Source organism: Synechococcus sp. JA-2-3B'a(2-13) (assembly GCF_000013225.1).
Classification (GTDB): Bacteria; Cyanobacteriota; Cyanobacteriia; order Thermostichales; family Thermostichaceae; genus Thermostichus.
In genome coordinates, this window is record NC_007776.1 from 1,196,889 (window position 1) to 1,218,499 (window position 21,611).

Sequence of the window (21,611 nt, forward strand, 5' to 3'; positions counted from 1 at the left end):
CCTGAGGACAAGGGTGGCCATCGATAGCCCAGCAACTGGGCTTACCAGGATTGAGCCTCTGTTTGCCTGCCGGTTAACGCGATCGCCTGAATCGCATGGGCAGAGCCTCTTCCCTTTTGGAGCAGCTAGATCTGCTGGGTCTCCGGCTTGGGCAGGGTAGGATCCCGGCGGGGTTCGCCGTTGGCGCTACTCGGACGGAGCCCTTGCGGGGATCCTTTTACACCGGAACCCAACTCATCTTCGGCGGCCAGGTCGGCAGAGCGGGCGATCTCGTAAAGGCTTTTCACCACACTGCTGAGGGGAATGGCGACGATCACGCCCAGGATGCCCCCCAGTTGCGCCCCCACCAACAGGGCAATCAAGATCCACACTGGATTTAGCCCGATCAGCTCTCCCATCAGGCGGGGGGCGATGACCCGATCCTTCACCTGCTGCACGATCAGGGAAACCAGCACCACTTTAAGGCTGAGCCAAATGTCCTGAAAGGCCAGCAACACCGCCGCCGCCCCAATGCCAATCACCCCCCCCACCAGGGGGATGACCTCCAGCAGGCCGATCAGCAGGCCAAACAGGAGCCCGAAAGGTACCCGCAAAAACCCAAAAACCGGCACCAGCATCAGGGCCATGATGAACCCCAACACCAACTGGCTGATGAGGAAGTTCTGAAAGCTGAGGGCTAGGGCTTCGCCAATGCGCGGCCCCCAAGGTTTGGGGAAGAGGCTGAGCAACCCCTGCCAGAACTGGCCCCCGTAGAGCAGCATGTAGAGGGCCAACACCAGCACCAGCACCAAGTCGATCACCTGGTTGAACGTACCCAGAAGGAGATCTAGGGATTGGCCGGCAATTTTCTCGGCGCTGGCCTGCAGGCGGTTGAGAAGGGTATTGACCAGCTCCGTCTGGCCAAGGTTGATGTTGCGCTCGGCGGCCCAAAGGCTAATCTGGTCGAGCCAATTTTGTAAGGTGTCCACCCACTCTGGGATCCGCGCCCCCAGCTGCACCACTTGCTTGGCCAAGACCGGCACCACGGCGATCCCCACCAAGACCAGCAGCACCACCGAGAGAGCAAAGACCAGGGTGACCGCCAAACCTCGACTGACCCGATAGCGCCGCAGCACCTGCACCGGGTAGTTGAGCAAAAAGGCCAGCACCGCCGCTGTCAGGATGGTGGTGAGCAAATGCCCAAACAGCCGACCCACCTGTATGGCCAGCCAGCCGCTGATGACGATCAAGATCCAGGTGAGCAGCAACCGCTGCAAGGGTGAGAAGCGATTCATGCCGGAGCCATCCCCAAGGGATCCCAAAGCGCTTAAAAACCCAGGATGCTATACCCACTATCCACGTAGATCACCTGGCCGGTAATGCCGCTGGCCAGGTCGCTGGCCAGAAAAGCCGCCACATTGCCCACCTCTATTTGAGTGACATTGCGCCGTAGGGGAGCTTTCTCCTCCACAGCATGCAGCATGGCATGAAAATCGGAAATGGCCGATGAGGCCAAGGTGCGGATTGGGCCGGCAGAAATGGCGTTCACCCGGATCCCGGCAGGGCCCAGCTCGGCAGCCAGGTAGCGGACACAGGTTTCCAGGCCCGCTTTGGTGACGGCAGCCATGTTGTAGTTGGGCACCACTCGCACTCCTCCCAAGTAGGTCAAGGTGAGGACACTGCTGCCGGATCTCAGTAGGGGCTTGGCAGCCCGGCAGAGGGCAATCAGGGAGTAGGTGCTCACATCCATGGCCAGGGCAAACCCCTCCCGCGAGATATCGCTGAAGTTGCCGCTCAGCTCCTCTTTTTTGACATAGGCCAGGCAGTGAACCAGAATATCGACCTGACCCCATTTTTCGGTTACCCCCTGAAACAGATCGCTGATCTGCTGATCGCTTTGCACGTCGCAGGGGAGAAGAAAATCTGGCTGCAAGGGATCCGTGAGTTGCTGAACTTTGGTTTTGAAGCGATCCCGCTCGTCCGGCAGATAGGTAACCCCTAGGCTGGCCCCCGCTTTGTGCAGTTGCTGAGCAATGCCCCAGGCAATGGAGCGCTCGTTGGCAATGCCGGTTACCAAGGCTTTCTTTCCCGTCAGCTGTAGCATGGCAAAAAAAGTAGGGGTGTATTCCTTTCTATCCTCCCACAGGTGGGAGCTGGGGCTGGGAGAAGGGATCCCAGGCACTCCTGAACTCCCGTTAAAAAGGCCCGGCTTCCACAATGAAAGTCCTTTTGGTTGAAAAGGAATATTGTCTGCTGGATCTCCGCAGCCCTGTTACCCGTGCCGAAATCATCGAGCACCCGTGGTCGTTGGAAGATACCTCCCTCAACCGGGCTGATAGGTGGAAGCAACGTGCAGTTCCTTGAGCTGCTTCGCCTCAACGCTGGAAGGAGCGCCGGTGAGCAAACATCGCGCCTGCTGGGTTTTGGGAAAGGCGATGACATCCCGGATGGAATCTTCCCCGGCCAGCAACATCACCAGCCGATCCAGGCCGTAGGCAATGCCGCCGTGGGGCGGGGTGCCATACTCAAAGGCTTCCAACAAAAAGCCAAACTTGTCCCGCGCCTGTTCGGGGGTGAGGCCAATCGCTTGAAAAACCTGCTCCTGAATTTCCCGCTGGTAAATCCGCAGGGATCCCCCTCCTACTTCCACGCCGTTCCACACCAGGTCATAAGCCTGGGCCCGCGCCGTTTTCAGGTCGGCCAAGTCGTCGGGGTGGGGGGCGGTAAAGGGGTGGTGCAGGGCTTCCAGGCGATTTTCTTCGGCGTTGAACTCAAACATGGGAAAGTCGGTGATCCAGAGGAGATTCAAGGCGTTCTCTGGGATCAAACCCAGCTCCTGGCCCAGGTGCAGCCGCAGCCGGCCCAAAGACTCGTTCACCACTGCCGCCGGCCCTGCCCCAAACAGCAACAGATCCCCTGGCTTGGCCTGGGTGAGATCCAGCAACCGCTTCTCCTGCTCGGGGCTCAAGCTCTCTTTCAGGGCGCCGATGGTATCGAGGCTGTCGGGCCGCACCCGGATAAAGGCCAAGCCGCCCGCCCCATACTGGGTGACCAGCTTGAACAGATCCCCGCCTGGTTTGATGCGGGTGTTGGAGATCTTTTCATCGCCGCCGGGCACTGGCAGGATTTTGATCAAACCGCCCTCAGCCAGCACTTTGGCGAAGACTTTGAATCGGGATCCCTGAAACACCTCCGAAACATCCACCAACTCCATCCCAAAGCGGGTGTCAGGCTTGTCGGAGCCGTAGCGGGCCATGGCCTCGGCATAGGTCAGGCGCGGGAAGGGACGGGGCAGGTGGATCCCTTTGACAGTTTTGAAGATATGGCAGATCAGTCGCTCGTTGAGCTCCAGGATCCCTTCTTGATCCATGAAGCTCATCTCCATGTCCAACTGGGTGAACTCCGGCTGCCGATCCGCCCGCAGATCCTCATCCCGAAAGCAGCGGGCGATCTGGTAGTAGCGATCCACGCCAGCCACCATCAGCAGCTGCTTAAAGAGCTGGGGCGACTGCGGCAGGGCAAACCACTCGCCGGGGTTGACGCGGCTGGGCACCAGGTAGTCTCTGGCCCCTTCTGGGGTGGAGCGGGTGAGAATGGGAGTCTCCACCTCGACAAAGCCCTCCTCGTCTTCTAGGAAACGGCGGATGGCCTGGATGACCCGGTGGCGCAGTTGCAGGTTACGGGACATGCGCTCCCGCCGCAAATCCAGGTAGCGATAGCGCAGGCGGATCTCTTCTCGCACTTCCTCTGCTTCTTCTCCCGAGACGCTGAAGGGGAGCTGCTTGCCGACTGGACTGAGCACTTCCAACTGTTCGGCGTAGATCTCGACCTCGCCGGTGGCCAGGCGAGGGTTGAAGGAGTCGGGGGGCCGTTGCTGGACAGTTCCCGTTACCCGCACCACATATTCGTTGCGCACTTCCCCCGCCAGTGGATATGACTGCGGAGTTTTCTGCGGATCCGCCACCAGTTGCACAATGCCAGAGCGATCCCGCAAATCCAGAAAGATCACCCCCCCGTGGTCGCGGCGGCGGTCGATCCAGCCGTAGAGGGTGACGGTCTGGCCAATGTGGGCCGGGCGGACTTCGCCACAGTAGAGGGTGCGGGCCGGGCGATGGATGGCAGCAGGCATGGAAGAGGTGAGAGAACAAGGGTCTGAGCCCCTATCATACAAAACTCAGACCTCCTGCCTCGACTCAGCTTCTCAAGAGCAGTCAGGGGATCCGCCCAGGGCTACCACAATCGTGCAGGTGTTGTGGCGCATCATGGCGATGTAGGTTTCAGCACCGCTGCCTGCTTCCCCCAAAGAATCGGAGTACAGCTCCTGTTCCGCTACCTTGACTCCCGCTTCAGCGGCCACCGTTTGGATCAGGGCCGGGTTGAGGGTGGTCTCAGCAAAGATAGCCGGCACCCGCAGAGCGCGGATCTCCTCCACTAAGCGGGCCACTGTCTGGGCGCTGGGCTGTTCTTCGGTGCTGATCCCCAGCAGGGATCCCCCCATTTTCAGGCCGTAGGCTTGGGTGTAGTAGGCAAAGGCATCGTGAGTGGTCACCAAAACCCGGTTGGGAGGGGGGATGGTCTGAATTTGCTCCCCAATCCAGGCATGAAGCTCCTCCAGCTCTGCTCGATAGGCAGCAGCATTGGTTTGGAAGAAGGTCGCCTCGCCAGGCACCTGTTCCGCCAGCTCTTGGGCGATGCGCTCCACCATGCGGATGACGTTTTCCACATTGCCCCACACGTGGGGGTCGGGAGTGGGGATCCCGTCCTCGTTGGCAACAATAGGTTCAAGGATCTCGGCCAAGGCAACCCGCCGCGCTCCTTGGGCCGTGGCTTCGATGAGACGCATCAACCCCGGCTCCAGGTTGTAGCCATTCCAGAACACCAAGTCTGCCTGCTCTAGGGCCACCCCATCCGCCGGCGTTGGCTCGTAGACATGGGGATCCATTCCCGGCTGCAGCAGGCTGGTGAGCTGGATGCGATCTTGGCCCACCTGCTCTACCCAATCGGCGATCAACGTAGTGGTAGCCACAACGCGGGGACGCGCCCATCCCGAACCGGCCAAGGCCAGAAAACTGCCGTTCCCGTCAGCGAGACAGAGTCCTATTGCCAAGCCGAAGGCCGCTACCCAACGGCGCCGCCCCCAAAGGAAGACAAGACTTTTGATCATCGTTTCATGGTTTAGATGTCCCTTTAGGGTACACTGGACTTACCGAAAATGAAAACAAAATGAAAAAGCAACTTCCTCCTCTCCCTCTTGGTCCGGCCAGGGGATCCCTGGTGGTGCGGGATCTGACGGTGCGTTACGGCAGCCTGCAGGTGCTGCAAGGGATCCAAGCTGAAATCGCGCCGGGCCGCGTCACGGGCATCCTCGGGCCCAACGGGGCCGGCAAAAGCACCTTTCTCAAGGGGCTGTTGGGGTTGGTGCCGCTGGAACGGGGGGAAGTGCGCTACGGTGGGCAAGCGCTGTGGGGAGAGCAAGTGGCCTATGTACCCCAGCGCTCGGCCATCGACTGGTCGTTTCCCGCCACGGTGTGGGATGTGGTGTTGATGGGGCAGGTGAGAGCTGCTGGCTGGTTTCGCCGCATCGGGAAAAAGGGGCAGCAGCGGGCTGCTCAAGCCCTGGAGCGGGTGGGGATGGGGGCCTACCGGGATCGCCCCATTGGAAAGCTGTCGGGGGGACAACAGCAGCGGGTGTTCCTGGCGCGGGCCTTGGCGCAAGAAGCGGAGATCTACGCCCTTGACGAACCCTTTGCCGGGATCGACCAGCCCAGCGAAGCTATTTTGTTCCAGGTGTTGCGGGAGCTGGCAGATGCCGGCCACATCGTGATGGTGGTGCACCACGATTTGGGGCAGGCCCGGGCCTACTTCGACGAAGTGCTCCTCCTCAACCGTGTCTTAATTGCCCAGGGATCCCCGCGGGAGGTGTTGCAGCCAGCGGTGTTGCAGCGGGCCTATGGCCGAGCCCTGCTGCTGGACTCAGCTGCCTAGGGAGAGTTTGAGGTCAACAACGTTATGGAATGGCTCTGGCACAGCCTGGCGGATCCCTTGAGTTTTGCCTTCATGCAACGGGCTCTGCTGGTGGCGGTGGCCGTCGGCATTCTCTGTGCCGTGGTGGGCAGCTATCTGCTGGTGCAAAGCTTGGCCCTCCTGGGGGATGCCATCAGCCATTCGCTGCTGCCGGGCCTGGCCATTGCCTACATGCTGGGCCTTAACCTGTTTGTGGGAGCCTTCGTGGCCGGTCTCCTCAGCGCCCTCTTAATTCAATGGATCCGCTCCGCCAGCCCCCTCAAGCCGGATGCAGCCATGGGGATCGTCTTTTCGGCCTTTTTTGCCTTGGGGATCCTGTTGATCACTTTGATCCAACGGCGGGCTCGCATCGATCTCAACCACTTCCTCTTCGGCAACCTCCTGGGGGTGAATGCTGTCGATGTGCTGACAGTGGTGGGCATCACCCTTTTGGTGTTGGGGTTAGTGGCCCTCTTCTTCAAGGAATTGACCTTTTACAGCTTCGATCCCTTGGGGGCCAAAGCAGCCGGCCTGCCCACCGAGCGGCTGGGGTGGGGGCTGATGGTGCTCACTTCCCTGACGTTGGTGGCCAGCATGAAGGCAGTGGGCGTGCTCTTAGTGTTGGCCATGCTGATCACGCCAGCGGCAACCGCCTATCTGGTGGTGCCTCGATTGCACCAGGTGATGCTGTTGGGATCCCTATTTGGGGTGAGCGCCAGCCTGCTGGGGATGTACGCCAGCTACTACCTCAACGTCGCCTCCGGCCCAGCCATCGTCCTGGTGGCCTCCGCCTGGTTTAGCCTGGCCTTTCTGGGCAGAGTGTTCTCAGGAACGCGCTAGAAACCAGGGATCGCGGGTTGGGATCCCTGGCTCAAACCTCATCTGAGGAAGGGTAGATGCATGTTAACTCAAAAGCGGGAAGAGCGGCCATCCCGACCGCCTGCGCTGGTCTGCCGAGGCAACGCCTTGTTGACCCTCAGATCCCGGCCCATCCAAGTAGCACCGTCCAGCTCGTCGATGGCCTTTTGCTCATCGGCTTCGTTTTCCAGTTCCACAAAGGCAAAACCTCGCTTACGGCCAGTCTCCCGATCCACCGGCAGCTTAATTTGCTTAACGGTGCCGTATTCGGCGAACACAAGCCGCAGGTCTTCTTCGCTGGCCTTGAAGGACAAATTACCTACAAAAATGGTCATGGTGTAGCAAACTCCGAACCTTACCCTTTAGCGTTCAGTTCGGAGGCTCACCTGGTTAAACCATTCGCTCAATCCGAACCTCATGCCAACCACATCTTAGTCTTCCCAATGGCATTTGCAAAGCCATCCTTCCAGCTTTTTGTCCGAGAATTGGGAGAAGCTTTTGTAGCAAGATGGAAACTCAGGATCCTAACCTTCATGGGCGATTGCTTTGGCCCAACGGTTGGCGTTTGGGAGTGCCGGGAGAGCGGGGATAAGGAGGCGGCGTGGGGGCTACTTTCTCCAGCAGTAGGCAGTGGCGCACCCCACGGCTGCGGGGTGTGGTGAAGGCTTCTACATGGATCAGTTTTCCGCCCAGGAGCTCAAGGGCCTGCTCCAAAGTTTGGGCTTCTGCCTCGGTCCAATGGCCGCGATAGAGGATGGCGCGTCCCCCCACCTTGAGCAGTGGCAGACAATACTCGGCGCAGATCTCCGCCGAGGCCAGGGCCCTGGCCAGAGCAATATCATAGCTGCCCCGTTCCTGCGGGTCTTGCCCCCAAATTTCGGCCCGCTGAGCCACTGCCCGCGCTTGGGTGAGGGAGAGCCTTTGCAAGATGTCCTGCACAAAGGCAATCTTGCGTTGGGTGCTGTCCAGCAGGGTAAAGCGGGTTTGGGGCAGGGCAATTTGGGCCGGGATCCCTGGAAACCCTGCCCCGGTGCCGATGTCGATCCCCCGCCAGGGCTGAGCTTGGATTGCCTCCCAGGATCCCAGCAGGCGTAGGCCCCGCAGCGAATCCCACAGGTGTTTCTCCCAAAAGTCGATGGGATCGGTGATGCGGGTCAGGTTCTGGGTTCGGTTTCCGGCCATCACCAGCGGATAGAGCTGTTGCAGTTGTTGCTGCTGCTGTTCAGAAGGCTGCCAACCCAGATCCGCCAGCCAGCTTTCCCACAGGGCCTTGAGCTCTGGAGGCTCAGAGGAAGGAGCGTCAGCCTTCTTCATCCCAGGGATCCCAGTTTCAATCCAGCGGGGATGGCTCTGTCGGCCCAGCCTTTCAGCTCTTGGGTCAAGCCCTGCAAAGAACGGTCGGTGCCCAGCAGCTCTTGGTTTAAGCAAACCAACTCCTGCAAATCCAGCTCCTGACAGCTGGCCCAATCTTCCGCCAGCAAGTTAATCGGCTGCGGCTGAGCCTGAAGCAACTGATGAGAGGCCAACTCCAGCTCTACATTCAAAAGCACCTGCTCCAACCGCTCTACCCGCTCCTGCATTTGCGCCAGCAGGGCTGCCAACTGCTGACAGCAATGGTGAACCCGCTGAGCATAGACCTTGAGCGGCAGGGTCAGCGGCAGCAACGACTCAGACAACAGTTGAATCAGGTGCTGGGCCTCCAGTTCTTCCAGTTGCAGGTCTTGCCAAATGGCGTGGTAAAGATGAAGCGAGCGACGACAGGCTTCCAGGCGCTGGTAGCAAGGCTGTAATACAGAACCGCGCAGCTCCTGCAGATAGTCGGCCCACAGTTGCCCAGCCTCTACTACCCAACCTGTCTGGAAAAAACTCCACCCCTGGGCCAACAGCCAACTGATCAACAGGCCCGCCAACAATTGGTTTTTTTGTCGCAACAGGAAAGGCGAAAGGTGCTCTCCCCAAACGGCTAACCCCAGCCAGATCAGGGCAGCCAAAGTCAAATGGGGCAAGCTGATCATCTCGGCCAACAGCTGGGCAGACCAGCGCTGGCGCAGCATCCAGATCACCCCGGCGCCCAAGCTGTACAGCCCTCCCCCCAACAGCGGGATCAACACCAGCCACAGGGGTTGTCCCCTCCACAGGTGCGATAGTGACCCATCTTCGCCCAGCGCATCCCAACTGAGCAAGTACAAAGCCAGCAGAGCCAAAACCACGACCCAGCCCTGCTGTCGCTTGAGACGGCGGGCTAGAAGACGACGGCGGCGGCGCAGATAGGTTTGAAAGGACTCGGCAACAATCGACATAAAAAAATGGCACTGCGGATCCCTACCAATACCCCCACCGGCCTGGAGCGCTCCTTCACGATCATAAGTCTTAACTTTGCTAGGTCATCTGGCTTCTGTATTGCGTTGTTGGCGGGAGTCATGCCCAGCCGGTGGCCAGCTTTTTCAGGGGCTCATCAGGCGGTTTTTCGGCGAGACTCCTCCGAGAAGCGCTGTTTTCTCGGCAAGCCTGACAGAGGCTTTTTAGAGCAGGCAGCCGCGTGCAAGCTCTCCACCCCTGTTACCATGGAAGAGCCCTTAATGTTTCTTTCGTATCCATCGTATCCATAGCCAAGCTAGTCTCTTGGACCGGCTTTTTTATTGTGCACTGCGCCAGGTTTTGTGATCCCTTCTGCATCTCCTCCCAGTTCCGGCCTTTCCCCCCTCGAAGTGCAGCGCCAGATGATCGTCATTCTCGATTTTGGATCCCAGTACTCTGAGCTGATTGCCCGCCGCATTCGCGAAACCCACGTCTATTCGGAAATCCTTTCCTATCGCACCACTGCTGAGCAACTGCGGCAACTGCAACCGCAGGGCATTATCCTCTCCGGGGGCCCCAACTCGGTGTATGAGCCAGCCGCTCCGGTGTGTGACCCCGAGATTTGGAACCTAGGGATCCCGGTTCTGGGGGTGTGCTACGGCATGCAACTCATGGTGCAGCAGTTGGGGGGCAAGGTGGAAGCAGCCCAGAAGGGGGAATATGGCCGTGCCGCTCTGCACATTTTGGATCCCACCGACCTGCTCACCAACCTGCCGGAAAACAGCATCATGTGGATGAGCCACGGGGATTCGGTTACCGAACTGCCGCCGGGCTTTCACACCTTGGCCTCTACCGACAACACCCCCTGTGCCGCCATTGCCGATCCAAGGCGTCGTCTCTACGGGGTGCAATTTCATCCGGAGGTGGCCCACTCAGAGGCTGGCGCCTTTCTCATCCGCAACTTTGTCTATCACATCTGCGGTTGCGAGCCCACCTGGACAACGGCAGCTTTTCTGGAGGAAGCCATTCGAGAGGTACGTGCCCGTGTGGGCAATAAGAAGGTGCTGTTGGCCCTCTCGGGGGGGGTAGACAGCTCTACTTTGGCTTTTCTGCTGCACAAGGCCATCGGCGACCAGCTCACCTGCGTGTTCATCGACCAAGGGTTTATGCGCAAGGACGAGCCCCAACGGCTGCTGCGCCTTTTCCAAGAGCAATTTCACATTCCCGTCCACTACGTGGATGGCCAGGAGCGGTTTCTCCGGCAGTTGCAGGGGGTTACCGATCCCGAAGAAAAACGCAAACGAATTGGGGCAGAGTTTATTCGCGTGTTTGAGGAAGAATCCCAGCGGCTGGGTCCTTTTGAGTACTTAGCCCAAGGCACTCTCTACCCAGACGTGATCGAGTCTGCCAATACCCATGTGGATCCGGTTACTGGAGAACGCATTGCCGTCAAGATCAAAAGCCATCACAATGTCGGCGGCCTGCCCGAAAATCTGCGCTTTAAGCTGGTAGAGCCTTTGCGCAAGCTCTTCAAAGACGAGGTGCGGCAACTGGCCCGCTCTTTGGGGCTGCCGGAAGAGATTGTGGGCCGCCATCCTTTTCCGGGGCCGGGGCTGGCCATCCGCATTGTAGGCGAGGTTACCAAAGAACGGCTGGAAACCCTGCGAGAAGCGGACATGATCGTGCGGCAGGAGATCAACCGCTCCGGCTACTATCCCAAACTTTGGCAAGCCTTTGCCGTGCTGCTGCCAGAGGTGCGGTCGGTGGGGGTGATGGGGGATAAGCGCACCTATGCCTGCCCGGTGGTGGTGCGGCTGGTTACCAGCGAAGACGGTATGACCGCCGATTGGGCGCGAGTTCCCTACGACCTCTTGGCCACCATTTCCAACCGCATCGTCAACGAGGTGCCCGGCATCAACCGCGTGGTTTACGACATCACCTCCAAGCCCCCTGGCACCATCGAGTGGGAGTAGGCGGGATCCCTTGCGTCTGGCCTCGATTCCCGGCTGGATCGATGGCTACCTATGGCCAGCTTCCGGCAGGGAATAGGAAGGGCTTGAGCTGAAGGGCTGAGCGGCTTGGACTTCCATTCGGGCCAAAGTCGTAGCGGCATCCGCCAGTTGCAGAGCAAGGTTGGCACGGCTAATCGGATCCCGGGCATTCCAGAGATCCTGTCCCAAACAAAACACCCGATAACGAAAGGCTTTGATCGAGCGCGATGGGATGACCTTGACAGTCATGGCTACAACCTCTTCTCCACAGAGACGTGAATAGTCAGCAGAACCCGCTCGGGCTCAAGGTAAACAAATGTTACCAAAACAACCTCGTCCTCAGAGGCAATACTGACCGGGCAGGTGGCTTTCGGGGGCTCCACCCGTTCATGCCGTACCCCCACAGTGTATTCTCCAATTGGCAGGTCATCAAATCCAGCGTCCGCATAGATCAACTCAATGGTTTCTTCTGCAATCAACTGCCCCTCTCGCTCCAGGAAACTGAGAAAAGGGATCCCATCGATGGAGGTGAGCGCGTTGTTGGCCTGGTTGCGGATCATCACGAAGATGTCGGACATGGAGGGTGCGCCATCACCTCAGGGGTTTATGATCGAGGGTGCTGGAATGTAGCCCGACTTTCTTTAGCCTGGACTGCCGCCAAGTCCTGATTCAGCGACCAAACCCTTGACCCCGCGTGGCCGGGCGGGCAAGACAGGCTTGGAGTTTTTTCCGCAGCTGGGCTGTATCGAGGCGCTGACCGATGAGCACCAACTGGTTTTTGGGCTGGCGAGGCCACTCATCGCTGCTGAGGGTATAGCGCCGACCGCTGAGGTGAAAGATATGTCGCTCTGGGCTTTCCTCGAACCACAACACCCCTTTGGCACGAAAGACTGCATCGGGCAACTCGTTGAGAAAATTTTGGAAAGCATCCAAAGAGAAGGGCTGATCGCTCTCAAAGGCTAGGGAGTTAAAGCCGTCGGCCTCGATGTGGCTGTGATGGGAGTGGTGGTGGTCATGATCGTGCTCATGGTCATGGTGGTCGTGACTGTCGTGATCATGGGCTTCTTCTTGGGGCAAGGAACTGGCCTGAAACAAATCGGTATCCAAGATTAGCTCCAGGGGAACTGCGCTGTTGACGGTGCGCAAAATGCGGGCATCTTCTTTGATCTCGCGGATGCGTTTTTCCAGACGCTCGATCTCGGCTTCCTCGACCAAATCGATTTTGTTGAGGAGAATCACATCCCCATAGGCAATTTGGCTGTAGGCCACGTTGCTGTTGAACAGATCGGGGGCAAAGTTGGTGGCATCTACCAGGGTGATAATCGAGTCTAGCCGCGTCAGATCTCGCAATTCTGGCCCCAAAAAGGTGAGGGCCACCGGCAAGGGATCGGCCAATCCCGTGGTCTCCACCACCAAGTAGTCGATGTGGTCAGAGCGTTCCATCAGCCGCAAAACACTCTCGGCGATGTCATCTCGGATGGTGCAGCAAATGCAGCCGTTGTTCAACTCCACCAAGTCTTCTTCGCTGGAGACGATCAGTTCCGCATCGATGCTGATCTCGCCGAACTCGTTGACCAGCACCGCTGTGCGCATCCCTTTCTGGTTGTTGAGGATGTGGTTGAGAAGGGTGGTTTTCCCACTGCCCAAAAAACCTGTGATGATGGTGACAGGTAAGCCTCGCTTAGGCACTTCGATGGTTGCGGTCATAGAGTGGCAGCGATCCGATATAGAGGGAACTCTTCCACTTTACCCTCATTGCCCTTGTCCCCTGAGGCCGGGTGAACCTCTCAGATGCGGTCGGTAGAGCCTTTGCGCCTCGGCATTGGCGGCGTCGCCAGTGTGGCCCTGGCTCTCCCAACTCGGCGGCCTCTCTCTTTCTGGCTTACTCTTCAGGGTCAGATTGCTTCCTCTAATCCCCTGGCCCTGAAAGTAGGGTTATTTCGATTCAAACTGGGACAATGCACCCAACACCTAAAACGTTGAACGCAGGGGGCCAGAGAGCTGTTCTCAGTGGCCCACGGGTCTCACCCTAACCTGAAGTGACTATCGATAACATCCCTAGGTAGACTATAGTGCTGACCCACCCCAGCTTGGCCTGTCGGGATGCCTACCTGTCCTGGGTTACTTCCACCTGGTTGCCCGGCTCTAGGCTGACGCGGAACTGTTGGGCGCCTGTTGGCAAGGGATCCGGCGGTAGCTCCGGCAGGTCGGCAAATGGGGTTTCGGCTCGGCGCTCTCGGGCAAGCTCATTCTCCGGATCGGCAGCCAGCAGGGATCCCGTCCTATCCACCGTTACCCGGTAGACCAAGCTCTCTGGCCAATCGGGGGGAGACTGCCACTGCTCCGCCAGAATGTCTCGCAGACGGGAAAGGGGATCCGCACCTGCTGCCTCTCTTCCCGCTGTGGGGTCAGATTCTTGAGGGGATGTGGCCAAAGGCTGTGACTGATCCGTCAAGGCAGGGGTGGTGAGCTGCTCTTGCGGGGAAGGGGAAGCTGTGGGATCCCTAGGGGGGCGACTGGCCCAGATCCCAACACCGGCCACAACTGCGATCCCTCCCACCAGCAGGGCCGCGATCCCAGTGGGCTGTCGATACCAAGCCCGCGTCACCGGAGTTCCCAGATTGGCCAGTTGGGGAATGTCATCCGCCACCTGGGAGAGGTTCTCCAGCAGGTCGTACAACTGCGTCATCGACAAATCCACCTGCGCGATGCGATCTTCCCCTTGGCGCACCGTGAGACGATGAAAAATAAAATCAAGCGGACGGATGGCCACGGTACCGCTGAAGGTTCCCTTGGGTTCCCCACTCAAGTGGGATCCCACGTAGCGGTCGATTACGGTGATCAAATCGTTGAGCCAAACGTTATCGCCGTGTAAAGTTTTGACTGTCTCCCCCTGGCGGATTTCCAACTGACACTCGAAGCTGCGCTGGATGGCTTGCAGCGGCGGCGTTGCAGAGGAGTCTGAAGAATTGGAATCGGCAGGGGCTTCTCCCCGTACAGTCAGCGTAGAAGTGGGCTGTTGATAGGTGTGGCTAACCAGGGTAAGGTTGGGCATGGCAACTGCGGGCAAACAACACGGGTAGAGGGCTACAAAGGCGATAACAGAGGTGATAATTGACGAACCTGCCTCAAGAAGAGGGTGAGGCATCGGGGCCGGAGCTGTGGGCTACCCCCTCTTCTTCCAGATCGCTGCCGGCAGGCAAATCCATCTCAGGACGGCTGAGCAAGGCTTTCCACAGGCGCTGAGCGCCTTTCGGGCTACTGTAGAACATCAGCTCAATCAAGATGCGCAGGGCCAGCTCGGTGAGGCTATTCTCATCGCGCACGTCCCCATCCACCATGCGGCTGCGGTAGTGAGAGAGGAATTCATCCAAGTAATCTCCCACCAGCGGCTGACGGAAGGGGCTGAGCTCTTGATCGACAGCGGCTTCCAGTTGCTCCAAGGTGCTGCGGATACGGGCTTGTTGCTGAGCAGCCAGATAGGCAATCACCATCACCAGGGCGCGGGCCTCTTCGATATCGACCTTTTTGCGCCCACCGCTGCTGCGGCGCAAGGGGTTAGCATTGCGCAGTCGCCAGAGAGTCACCCGATCGCCAATCTGCTCTTCCAAGTTGAGGGCTTTGGCTGCGGCCAGAACCGCTTCGGAACTTTCTCCGCTCAGGGACTCCAACCCCAGCAGTAGCAAGTCCAACTGGGCTTTGATGGTACCGGTGGCTGTGTTCAGGCCAACGGGCCGACTGTCTAACTGAATGTGCTTGTGTTCCACCGTCACGCTGTCAATGGGAGCTTTGGGTTTCGACGAAACTCTATGATCTCCTGTCCAAGCCAAACCTGCAACCTACCTCCCTGCGCTCTAGTCTAAAAGACTTTGGGCATGCTAGACTGCTCGCCAGCCTGCCGAGAGTTGAGCTCTCAGGGTTCTTCCCCAAAACGGGGTAACTCTGGATGCATCTTAGACCAATAAGAATGGGTTTTCTGGCAATAAGAATGGGTTTTCTGGGCCGGTTTCTGTTTCGGCAACACCCCTACTCCTAGCTGAACTTGGGCTTTTGGACTCAGGGGGATGGCTACTTATAATGGGGAAAGCAGCTGCTGCTTTGGCCTTTAAGAGCTAAGTGACTACCCACCTTCATTGAGTTTCCCTTTTGTTGACACCAGCGACTCTAGGTGCAGCTTGATTCATCATGGCCTCTTCTGCTCGCTGCAGTACTCAGCCTGTCCCTGTTCACTGGGTCTTGATCTTCAGGGATCGATTGGGGCAGAGGGGGGTTGTTCTGGATAGTATCTATTACTCAGTGGGACGGTCTAAAGACAATCATATTCGCCTTTACGATCCCTGCGTCTCTCGGAAACACGCTTCCCTCATCCGCATCCCAGGTTCAGGGCCAACTGCACAGGGATCCCTGCAGTACAGCTACATGGTATTCGATGGCAGTCCGGGATCCAGGCCCAGCACCAATGGCCTATTCGTCAACGGAAAACGGGTTTTGTCCCATCGCCTTCAGCTCCTAGATAAGATAAGGTTTGGGCCGAACGTAACAGCAATTGTGGAGACAACGGATCGACTCAGCCCGGAAACCCTAGCCAAGTTATTGCAGCCTCTGGATGCTGCTAGCTCTACATCCCCATCCACCTTTGATTTTAATAAAGACACGGAGCCGAACCCGGAAAACCTGGCTCAGCCAGAGGAAGAGGATTTCACTGTTGCCTAAGCCAACCCAACCAGTCTTCTGAATCCTCCTGTGCCCCCCATCCCACCTGCTCTGAGCGGCTACTGGCAAAATGCCTTTGACCTAGAAGCCCATCTGGGATCCTTCCTGGGCCTTGGGGCTGCCGATCTGCGGGAGAAACTGCGGGCAGGGCAGCAGCAATTGGCGGAGTTGGGCCGGCGAGACTTTGGCTGGGATCGGGCAGATGCGTTTTATCGGGATCAGGTGAGATCCGCCTATCTGCTGGATTTGGCGGCTTGGCACCTGAGCAGCACCGACTACATCGGCGATACCTTACGCCTGGTGGCGGATCATGCCCGCGGGTTGGTGTTGGATTTTGGCGGCGGCATCGGCACCCATGCTATCGGGGCGGCCCTCTGCGCAGCGGTGGATCAGGTGATCTTCTGGGATATCAACCCCATCCATCGGCAGTTTGTGCAATGGCGGGCGGAAAAGCTGGGCTTAACTGAGCGCATCCACTGTCCAGAAAACTTCCCAGAAGAGATCTTTTTTGACACGGTCATCTGCTTCGATGTGGTGGAACATCTGGCGGATCCGGCAGCGCAGTTGCGGCAGTTTTACGACTGGCTCAAGCCGTCAGGTAAGCTTTTGATCAACTGGTACTTTTTCAAGGGGTTTAACGGCGAGTTTCCTTTTCACCTGGACGACCCGCAAAAGGTAGAGCAATTCTTTCAGGTGCTGCAAAGCTGTTTTTTGGAGGTGTTTCACCCCTATTTCATTACCGCCCGCTGTTACCGCAAGTGGGATAAAAGCTGAGATTGGAGAAAACCAAGGTGCTGCGCTATTTGCGGATATTGTGGCTGTTTTGGAGCACCTCAATCGCGGCAGAAATGGAGTACCGTGCCAATTTTTTCTTTGCCAGCCTCAGCAGTCTGGGTGGCTTGGGATCCGCTCTGTTTGGGCTGTCGTTGTTTTACCAGCAGGGGCACTGGCTGGGCGGTTGGAGTTGGCCGGAAGCCCTCATCGTGTTGGGGGTGTTCACCATTCTGCAGGGGGTGTCGGCCAGTCTCTTTAACGTCAACCTCAATCGCATTGTGCAGCAGGTGCAGGAAGGCACCTTGGATTTTGTTTTGCTAAAGCCAATAAGCAGCCAGTTTTGGCTGTCGGCCAGGGTGTTTTCCCCCTGGGGCCTGGTGGATATCGGCTTTGGCCTGTTGCTGATTCTCTACGCCGGGATCCAGCTCCATTTGCCTGCTTGGGCCTATGCTCTGGGGCTGCTGCCTCTGCTGCTGGGGCTGATCATCCTCTACAGCCTCTGGTTTATGTTGGGAGCCACCAGCATTTGGTTTGTGAAAATCTACAACGTCACCGAGGTGCTGCGGGGCCTAGTAGAGGCAGGACGATTTCCGATAGTGGCCTATCCGGTGGCCTACCGCGTGTTTTTCACCTTCGTCGTGCCGGTGGCTTTCCTGACCACCATCCCGGCGGAGACCCTGCTGGGGCGAGCCCAATGGCCGTGGCTGCTGGGATCCGCTCTGCTGGCGGCAGGGCTGTTGTGGGGATCCCATCTCTTCTGGCGCTTTGCCCTGCGCTTTTACACCAGCGCTTCCAGTTAAAGTCTGGGCCAAAAAGCTTGGATCCCACGCATCCGAGTTTCCAGGAGTTGAGTAATTTCTACAGACGCGCCCCATGCGCTGCCATCGCAGAGAACAACTGCCTTCAGTACAAGGCAGAGGGAATCGCAGAGTTCTCTGGGTTGAGGGCAAAAAAGTTTTCACTGCAGCGCTTTGCAGCCACAGGCTCTGTGGTTTAGGGGGGCTTGTCTGTCAGTGGTTTTGATGGTTTGTCGATCTTTTGAGGAGCCTGTTCAATGCACAAACACAGAAGCTTTGTAGCAGCATCTGTGATAGCCGGCAGTTTTGCTCTCTTGGGCTGTGGCAGCAGCACTTCGTCTTCGATGATGCCTTCCCAAGCGGATTTGGTGGCTTTGAGCGGCGGCAATCGCTTCACTTTCATCCGCTCTGCCGATGCCTTTGTGCAGGGATCCCTGACGGTAACAGGAGTGAACGGCAGCCTCATTGGTGTCGATGTGCGCCCTGCCAACCGGCTGCTTTACGGGCTGACCGACACCAGCATCCTTTACACCATCAACTTGCAGACCAGTGCTGCTACCGTAGCCAGTACCCTGTCAGCGCCCTTTACGGCGGGCATGCTTTCTGGCATGGATTTCAACCCTGTTCCGGATCGGCTGCGCTTGGTGGGAGCCAATGGCCAGAACTTCCGCATCAATGTGGATACGGGCGAAGTGATCCAAGATAGACCTTTGGCCTTTGGCCCAATGGAACTACGGGGATCCCAGCCGGCCATCACCGCCGCCGCCTACACCAACAATGTGGCGGGTGCCCAATCCACGCGGCTGCTGAACATCGACGGGCAACGGAACCTGCTGGTGTTGCAGAATCCCCCCAACGATGGGGTTCAGGTGCCCATTGGCCCCCTGGGGGTGAACTTCGGCCCTATGGGTGGGTTTGACATCCGTACTGCTGATGGAGTGGATACCGGCTTTGCCATCGGCGGCTCCACCTTGTATCGAATTGACCTAAACACCGGTCGGGCCACATCCCTGGGCACCCTGCCGGGTGGGCCGTTCTTTGGCTTGGCCGCCCTCTAGGAAAGCCGATTCCCATTTGCCTATCTAAATCAAGGTTAATCAACATTAATCAATGTTTTGGATTCATTGATTTGGAACCAATTGTTGGAATCGTTTTGAGATCGTTGCTGCTGTTGATCCTTGACCCGGTCCGATCCCAGCTCAGGATTGGGTCTTCTATCTCCCCTTAGCTCGGGGTTGACCTCCGCCTATGCAGACGATAAATTATGAGAGCCGCTGCCCTGCTTGGATTACTCTGGGCGATGCTTGTGCCTCTGCAGTTTCTTTCTCTTTTCCATCCCGTTTCCTCTTCCCACTCATGAAGATCGAGGGTGACAAAGCTGAGGGATCCCTGCAGGAAAAAACCGATGCAGAGGTGTTTGCAGCCCTAAAAGCAGGCCGGTCACAAGCTCTGGCCATTCTCTACGACCGACATGCCGGCTTGGTGTACGGAATTGCCTGCAAAATGCTGGGCAGTACTGCCGAAGCCGAAGATCTCACCCAGGATATTTTTTTGAACTTGGCTCGTTCCTCCTTTGATCCCAGACGGGGATCCCTGCGCACCTACCTGAGCATCTTGGCCCGCTCTCGCTGTTTGGATCGGCTGCGCTCTTGGCGGAATCGACAGCGCCCCCTGGAACGGGGCAGAGTGGAATTGCAGGGTAGTCCTGCTGCGGATCCCACCTTGGAGCAGTTGGCCCAAGCGGAACGGGTGGCCGAGGTGCAAACGGCCTTGGCCGAGTTGTCCGAAAGTCAACGGCAAGTCTTAAAGATGGCCTATTACGAAGGCATGAGCCAAACGGAAATTGCCAAGCAACTGGATCTGCCTTTGGGAACGGTCAAAGCCAGAGCTCGGCGGGCTCTGCTGCGGCTGCGCGAGTTGTTGGGAGGCCCCTCATGAAAGCCGAATCTGTGTCTCCCGAAGAACTGCAACTGTGGCTGGCGGGCTACGTGCTGGGGGATCTCTCCCCGGAAGAGGCCGAGCGGCTGGAAGCCTTGCTCAAGCTGCGCCCGGAGCTGCACCGAGAACTGCAGGCTTTGCAACAGGCATTGGAGACAGCCTACGGCGTGGAGGAAAAGCAACCTCCCCCCGCCCTGCGGGCTTCTCTGTTGCAGGCACATGCGGAGCAGGCAGCCCAACCGATGCGCACCCCCGCCTGGATTGCCAAGGGATCCCGTCTCTGGCAACGGGGCTTGGGGGCGGTGGCCGCAGGCTTGATCGTCGCTTTGGGGCTGGGGAACCTCTACCTGTGGCGCAGGCTGCAGCTAGCCCAGACGCAAGGGATCCCTGCCGAGGTGTTGACCTATGAATTGCAGCCGACTGCGGAGAACCTGGCCGGCTCGGTCAAGCTTGAGGTGGATCCCCAGCGCCTGCAAGGGCGATTGGTGGCCCAAGGGTTGCCGCCTTTGCCGGAAGGCCGGGTCTATGCCCTGTGGGTGGTGCTGGAACCGGAGGCGCCCTTTACCACCGATAGAGCGGGGGCCGTTCTCGTGGCAGCTTTTCCGGTGGATGAAACAGGAAATCGCCAACAGGAGCTGCGCCTACCGCCGGTGTTTGAATCTACAGAATGGGTGCGGGCTGTGGCCATTACCGAAGAGGATGGCAATCGTCCCCAAGAGCACCAGGGATCCCCTTTGTGGATTTCCGGCTAGGGATGGATTGGCGTGGCCCGATGGCACAAGTAGGCGATTGTGATGCAGATGGATGTCAACCCAGTCTTGTGACCAAGGCAGAAGGCCTTAAGATAAAAGTCGCCACCCCAGCGAAGAACTTGGAGGCCACCCCATGGGCGAAGCGAAGCGCCGTAAAACCCGCATCAGCCAAGATCCCGACCAAGAGCTGGTGTTTCCCAACCTCAAAGACATTCCCCTCACCAAAGGGCAAGCTCGCGCCATCTACAATTGGACAACCCGTGGTGCTTGGGCAGGCATTATTCTGCTGGCGATTGTTTGGGTTGTGATCCGATTTGTGGGGCCTGCCTTGGGCTGGTGGCATCTGGTCGGCTAGCCGGCCGGATCCCCTTTAGCATCCTTTGGAGTTTCCGTCTATGCGCTCTTATCTGGCAGCCGCCATTCAAATGACCAGCATTCCCGATCTGGCCAGCAACTTGCAGCAGGCGGAAGAGTGGATCGACTTTGCAGTGCGCCAGGGATGCGAGCTGGTGACGCTACCAGAAAACTTTGCCTTCATGGGGCCGGAAGCCGAGAAAGCCCGCCTTGCTCCTGAGATTGCGGAGCGGGCGGAGGAGTTTTTGGCCAAGATGGCCCAGCGTTACCAAGTATTTATTTTGGGAGGAGGGTATCCTGTGCCGGACGGGCAGGGCAAAGTTTACAATACCGCTGCCCTCTACAGCCCTGACGGCAAAGAGCTGGCCCGCTATCGCAAAATCCACCTGTTCGATGTCAATCTGCCCGACGGCAATACCTACCGCGAGTCGAACACGGTGGTCAGCGGAGATGAGGTGGTCACCTGCGAGCAAGAGCAACTGGGGAACCTCGGTTTGTCGGTCTGCTACGACGTACGCTTTCCAGAGCTGTACCGATCCCTGGTGGATCGCGGAGCCCAGATTTTGCTCATCCCTGCCGCCTTCACGGCCTACACGGGTCGGGATCACTGGCAGGTTTTGCTGCAATGCCGGGCCATTGAGAACACCTGTTACGTGATAGCCCCCGCCCAGGTGGGCACCCACTACGAGCGGCGACAGTGTCACGGCCATGCCATGATCGTGGACCCCTGGGGGACTATCTTGGCGGATGCGGGTGGCGAAAAACCGGGGGTGGCCATTGCTGAAATTAACCCAGAGCGTTTCCAGTTGGTCAGGCGGCAGATGCCTTCCCTACAACACCGTCGGCTGGCCTGCACCGTCACCCGCTAGGGATCCGCTGTGCCTTGGCCCCCCCTGATTCTCTACAGCAAACCCGGCTGCCACCTCTGCGAGAGCTTGGTGGAGAAGTTGCGGCAGATCCCCGAAATCCGTGATCTGGAAGTCCGCGACATCACCTCCAACCCGAGTTGGTGGGAGCAATACCAACTGGAAGTTCCCGTGCTCACCCTGGCAGGGGATCCCGAGCGACCTTTGCCACGTCCTTCCCCTCGGCTGACGGTGAGCCAGTTGCGGGCTTGGCTTGAGAAACAGCTCCGTTGAATTTCTCCTGCTGCT

At 58.3% G+C, this 21,611-nt stretch carries 24 protein-coding genes; 12 read left to right on the forward strand and 12 right to left on the reverse strand.

The genetic code is table 11. The annotated features are described in order from the left end of the window. Positions 1–125: 125 nt before the first annotated feature. The 4 genes from CYB_RS05495 to CYB_RS05510 all read right to left on the reverse strand — a co-directional run bounded on the left by CYB_RS05495 (position 126) and on the right by CYB_RS05510 (position 5,143). Positions 126–1,274, reverse strand: coding sequence for an AI-2E family transporter (locus CYB_RS05495; RefSeq protein ID WP_011432787.1), 1,149 nt, complete (start codon positions 1,272–1,274; stop codon positions 126–128). A gap of 32 nt (positions 1,275–1,306) precedes the next feature. Continuing rightward, positions 1,307–2,083 (reverse strand): enoyl-ACP reductase FabI, encoded by a 777-nt coding sequence (fabI, locus tag CYB_RS05500; RefSeq protein WP_011432788.1) that lies wholly within the window; start codon positions 2,081–2,083, stop codon positions 1,307–1,309. Positions 2,084–2,302: 219 nt separating this feature from the next. Beyond that, a complete protein-coding gene (aspS, locus tag CYB_RS05505; RefSeq protein WP_011432789.1) occupies positions 2,303–4,108 on the reverse strand; it encodes an aspartate--tRNA ligase in 1,806 nt (601 codons plus the stop codon). Between the two features lie 72 nt (positions 4,109–4,180). Then, positions 4,181–5,143: a metal ABC transporter solute-binding protein, Zn/Mn family gene (locus CYB_RS05510; RefSeq protein ID WP_083757637.1), complete on the reverse strand. Its 963-nt coding sequence runs from the start codon at positions 5,141–5,143 to the stop codon at positions 4,181–4,183. Positions 5,144–5,202: 59 nt separating this feature from the next. On the opposite strand from CYB_RS05510, the gene CYB_RS05515 reads away from it, so the two are divergent. Both CYB_RS05515 and CYB_RS05520 read left to right on the forward strand, forming a co-directional pair. Beyond that, complete coding sequence (locus tag CYB_RS05515; RefSeq protein ID WP_011432791.1) at positions 5,203–5,964, forward strand: metal ABC transporter ATP-binding protein; 762 nt, start codon at positions 5,203–5,205, stop codon at positions 5,962–5,964. A 24-nt stretch (positions 5,965–5,988) separates the two neighbouring features. Beyond that, a complete protein-coding gene (locus CYB_RS05520; protein WP_011432792.1) occupies positions 5,989–6,822 on the forward strand; it encodes a metal ABC transporter permease in 834 nt (277 codons plus the stop codon). A gap of 68 nt (positions 6,823–6,890) precedes the next feature. On the opposite strand, the gene CYB_RS05525 is transcribed toward CYB_RS05520, so the two are convergent. From CYB_RS05525 to CYB_RS05535, 3 genes are all read right to left on the reverse strand, one after another. Beyond that, a complete protein-coding gene (locus CYB_RS05525; RefSeq protein ID WP_011432793.1) occupies positions 6,891–7,175 on the reverse strand; it encodes an RNA recognition motif domain-containing protein in 285 nt (94 codons plus the stop codon). 196 nt (positions 7,176–7,371) lie between these two features. Further along, positions 7,372–8,154: a 16S rRNA (guanine(527)-N(7))-methyltransferase RsmG gene (gene rsmG / locus CYB_RS05530; protein ID WP_011432794.1), complete on the reverse strand. Its 783-nt coding sequence runs from the start codon at positions 8,152–8,154 to the stop codon at positions 7,372–7,374. Then, a complete protein-coding gene (locus tag CYB_RS05535; RefSeq protein ID WP_011432795.1) occupies positions 8,151–9,140 on the reverse strand; it encodes a hypothetical protein in 990 nt (329 codons plus the stop codon). The genes rsmG and CYB_RS05535 overlap by 4 nt, the downstream gene beginning before the upstream one ends. A gap of 420 nt (positions 9,141–9,560) precedes the next feature. Here CYB_RS05535 and guaA point away from each other — a divergent pair, with 420 nt between their 5' ends. Then, complete coding sequence (gene guaA, locus CYB_RS05540; protein ID WP_049749628.1) at positions 9,561–11,111, forward strand: glutamine-hydrolyzing GMP synthase; 1,551 nt, start codon at positions 9,561–9,563, stop codon at positions 11,109–11,111. A gap of 45 nt (positions 11,112–11,156) precedes the next feature. Here guaA and CYB_RS05545 read toward each other — a convergent pair whose 3' ends face one another. The 5 genes from CYB_RS05545 to CYB_RS05565 all read right to left on the reverse strand — a co-directional run bounded on the left by CYB_RS05545 (position 11,157) and on the right by CYB_RS05565 (position 14,902). Next, positions 11,157–11,378, reverse strand: a complete 222-nt coding sequence (locus tag CYB_RS05545) for a hypothetical protein (protein WP_011432797.1) — start codon at positions 11,376–11,378, stop codon at positions 11,157–11,159. A 2-nt stretch (positions 11,379–11,380) separates the two neighbouring features. Beyond that, positions 11,381–11,707 (reverse strand): hypothetical protein, encoded by a 327-nt coding sequence (locus CYB_RS05550; protein WP_238376924.1) that lies wholly within the window; start codon positions 11,705–11,707, stop codon positions 11,381–11,383. A gap of 91 nt (positions 11,708–11,798) precedes the next feature. Next, positions 11,799–12,836 (reverse strand): CobW family GTP-binding protein, encoded by a 1,038-nt coding sequence (locus CYB_RS05555; RefSeq protein ID WP_041436386.1) that lies wholly within the window; start codon positions 12,834–12,836, stop codon positions 11,799–11,801. Between the two features lie 400 nt (positions 12,837–13,236). Continuing rightward, positions 13,237–14,184, reverse strand: a complete 948-nt coding sequence (locus CYB_RS05560) for a DUF4335 domain-containing protein (RefSeq protein ID WP_148202708.1) — start codon at positions 14,182–14,184, stop codon at positions 13,237–13,239. A 73-nt stretch (positions 14,185–14,257) separates the two neighbouring features. Further along, positions 14,258–14,902 carry a DUF3038 domain-containing protein gene (locus CYB_RS05565; RefSeq protein ID WP_011432801.1) on the reverse strand — a complete coding sequence of 215 codons (645 nt, stop codon included), beginning with the start codon at positions 14,900–14,902 and terminating at the stop codon, positions 14,258–14,260. Between the two features lie 523 nt (positions 14,903–15,425). Here CYB_RS05565 and CYB_RS05570 point away from each other — a divergent pair. The 9 genes from CYB_RS05570 to CYB_RS05610 all read left to right on the forward strand — a co-directional run bounded on the left by CYB_RS05570 (position 15,426) and on the right by CYB_RS05610 (position 21,596). Then, a complete protein-coding gene (locus tag CYB_RS05570) occupies positions 15,426–15,842 on the forward strand; it encodes an FHA domain-containing protein (protein ID WP_238376925.1) in 417 nt (138 codons plus the stop codon). A gap of 30 nt (positions 15,843–15,872) precedes the next feature. Continuing rightward, a complete protein-coding gene (locus tag CYB_RS05575) occupies positions 15,873–16,616 on the forward strand; it encodes a class I SAM-dependent methyltransferase (RefSeq protein ID WP_011432803.1) in 744 nt (247 codons plus the stop codon). Positions 16,617–16,633: 17 nt separating this feature from the next. Beyond that, positions 16,634–17,416 (forward strand): ABC transporter permease, encoded by a 783-nt coding sequence (locus tag CYB_RS05580; protein ID WP_011432804.1) that lies wholly within the window; start codon positions 16,634–16,636, stop codon positions 17,414–17,416. A gap of 341 nt (positions 17,417–17,757) precedes the next feature. Continuing rightward, a complete protein-coding gene (locus CYB_RS05585; RefSeq protein ID WP_238376926.1) occupies positions 17,758–18,471 on the forward strand; it encodes a DUF4394 domain-containing protein in 714 nt (237 codons plus the stop codon). A gap of 298 nt (positions 18,472–18,769) precedes the next feature. Then, positions 18,770–19,351, forward strand: coding sequence for a sigma-70 family RNA polymerase sigma factor (locus tag CYB_RS05590; RefSeq protein ID WP_011432806.1), 582 nt, complete (start codon positions 18,770–18,772; stop codon positions 19,349–19,351). After that, positions 19,348–20,103 carry an anti-sigma factor domain-containing protein gene (locus CYB_RS05595; protein WP_011432807.1) on the forward strand — a complete coding sequence of 252 codons (756 nt, stop codon included), beginning with the start codon at positions 19,348–19,350 and terminating at the stop codon, positions 20,101–20,103. Before CYB_RS05590 ends, CYB_RS05595 begins: the two co-directional genes overlap by 4 nt. Positions 20,104–20,236: 133 nt before the next feature. Continuing rightward, positions 20,237–20,458: a DUF2839 domain-containing protein gene (locus CYB_RS05600; protein WP_011432808.1), complete on the forward strand. Its 222-nt coding sequence runs from the start codon at positions 20,237–20,239 to the stop codon at positions 20,456–20,458. 40 nt (positions 20,459–20,498) lie between these two features. After that, positions 20,499–21,326: a carbon-nitrogen hydrolase family protein gene (locus CYB_RS05605; protein WP_011432809.1), complete on the forward strand. Its 828-nt coding sequence runs from the start codon at positions 20,499–20,501 to the stop codon at positions 21,324–21,326. A 9-nt stretch (positions 21,327–21,335) separates the two neighbouring features. Next, positions 21,336–21,596: a glutaredoxin family protein gene (locus CYB_RS05610; RefSeq protein ID WP_011432810.1), complete on the forward strand. Its 261-nt coding sequence runs from the start codon at positions 21,336–21,338 to the stop codon at positions 21,594–21,596. Positions 21,597–21,611 lie beyond the last annotated feature (15 nt).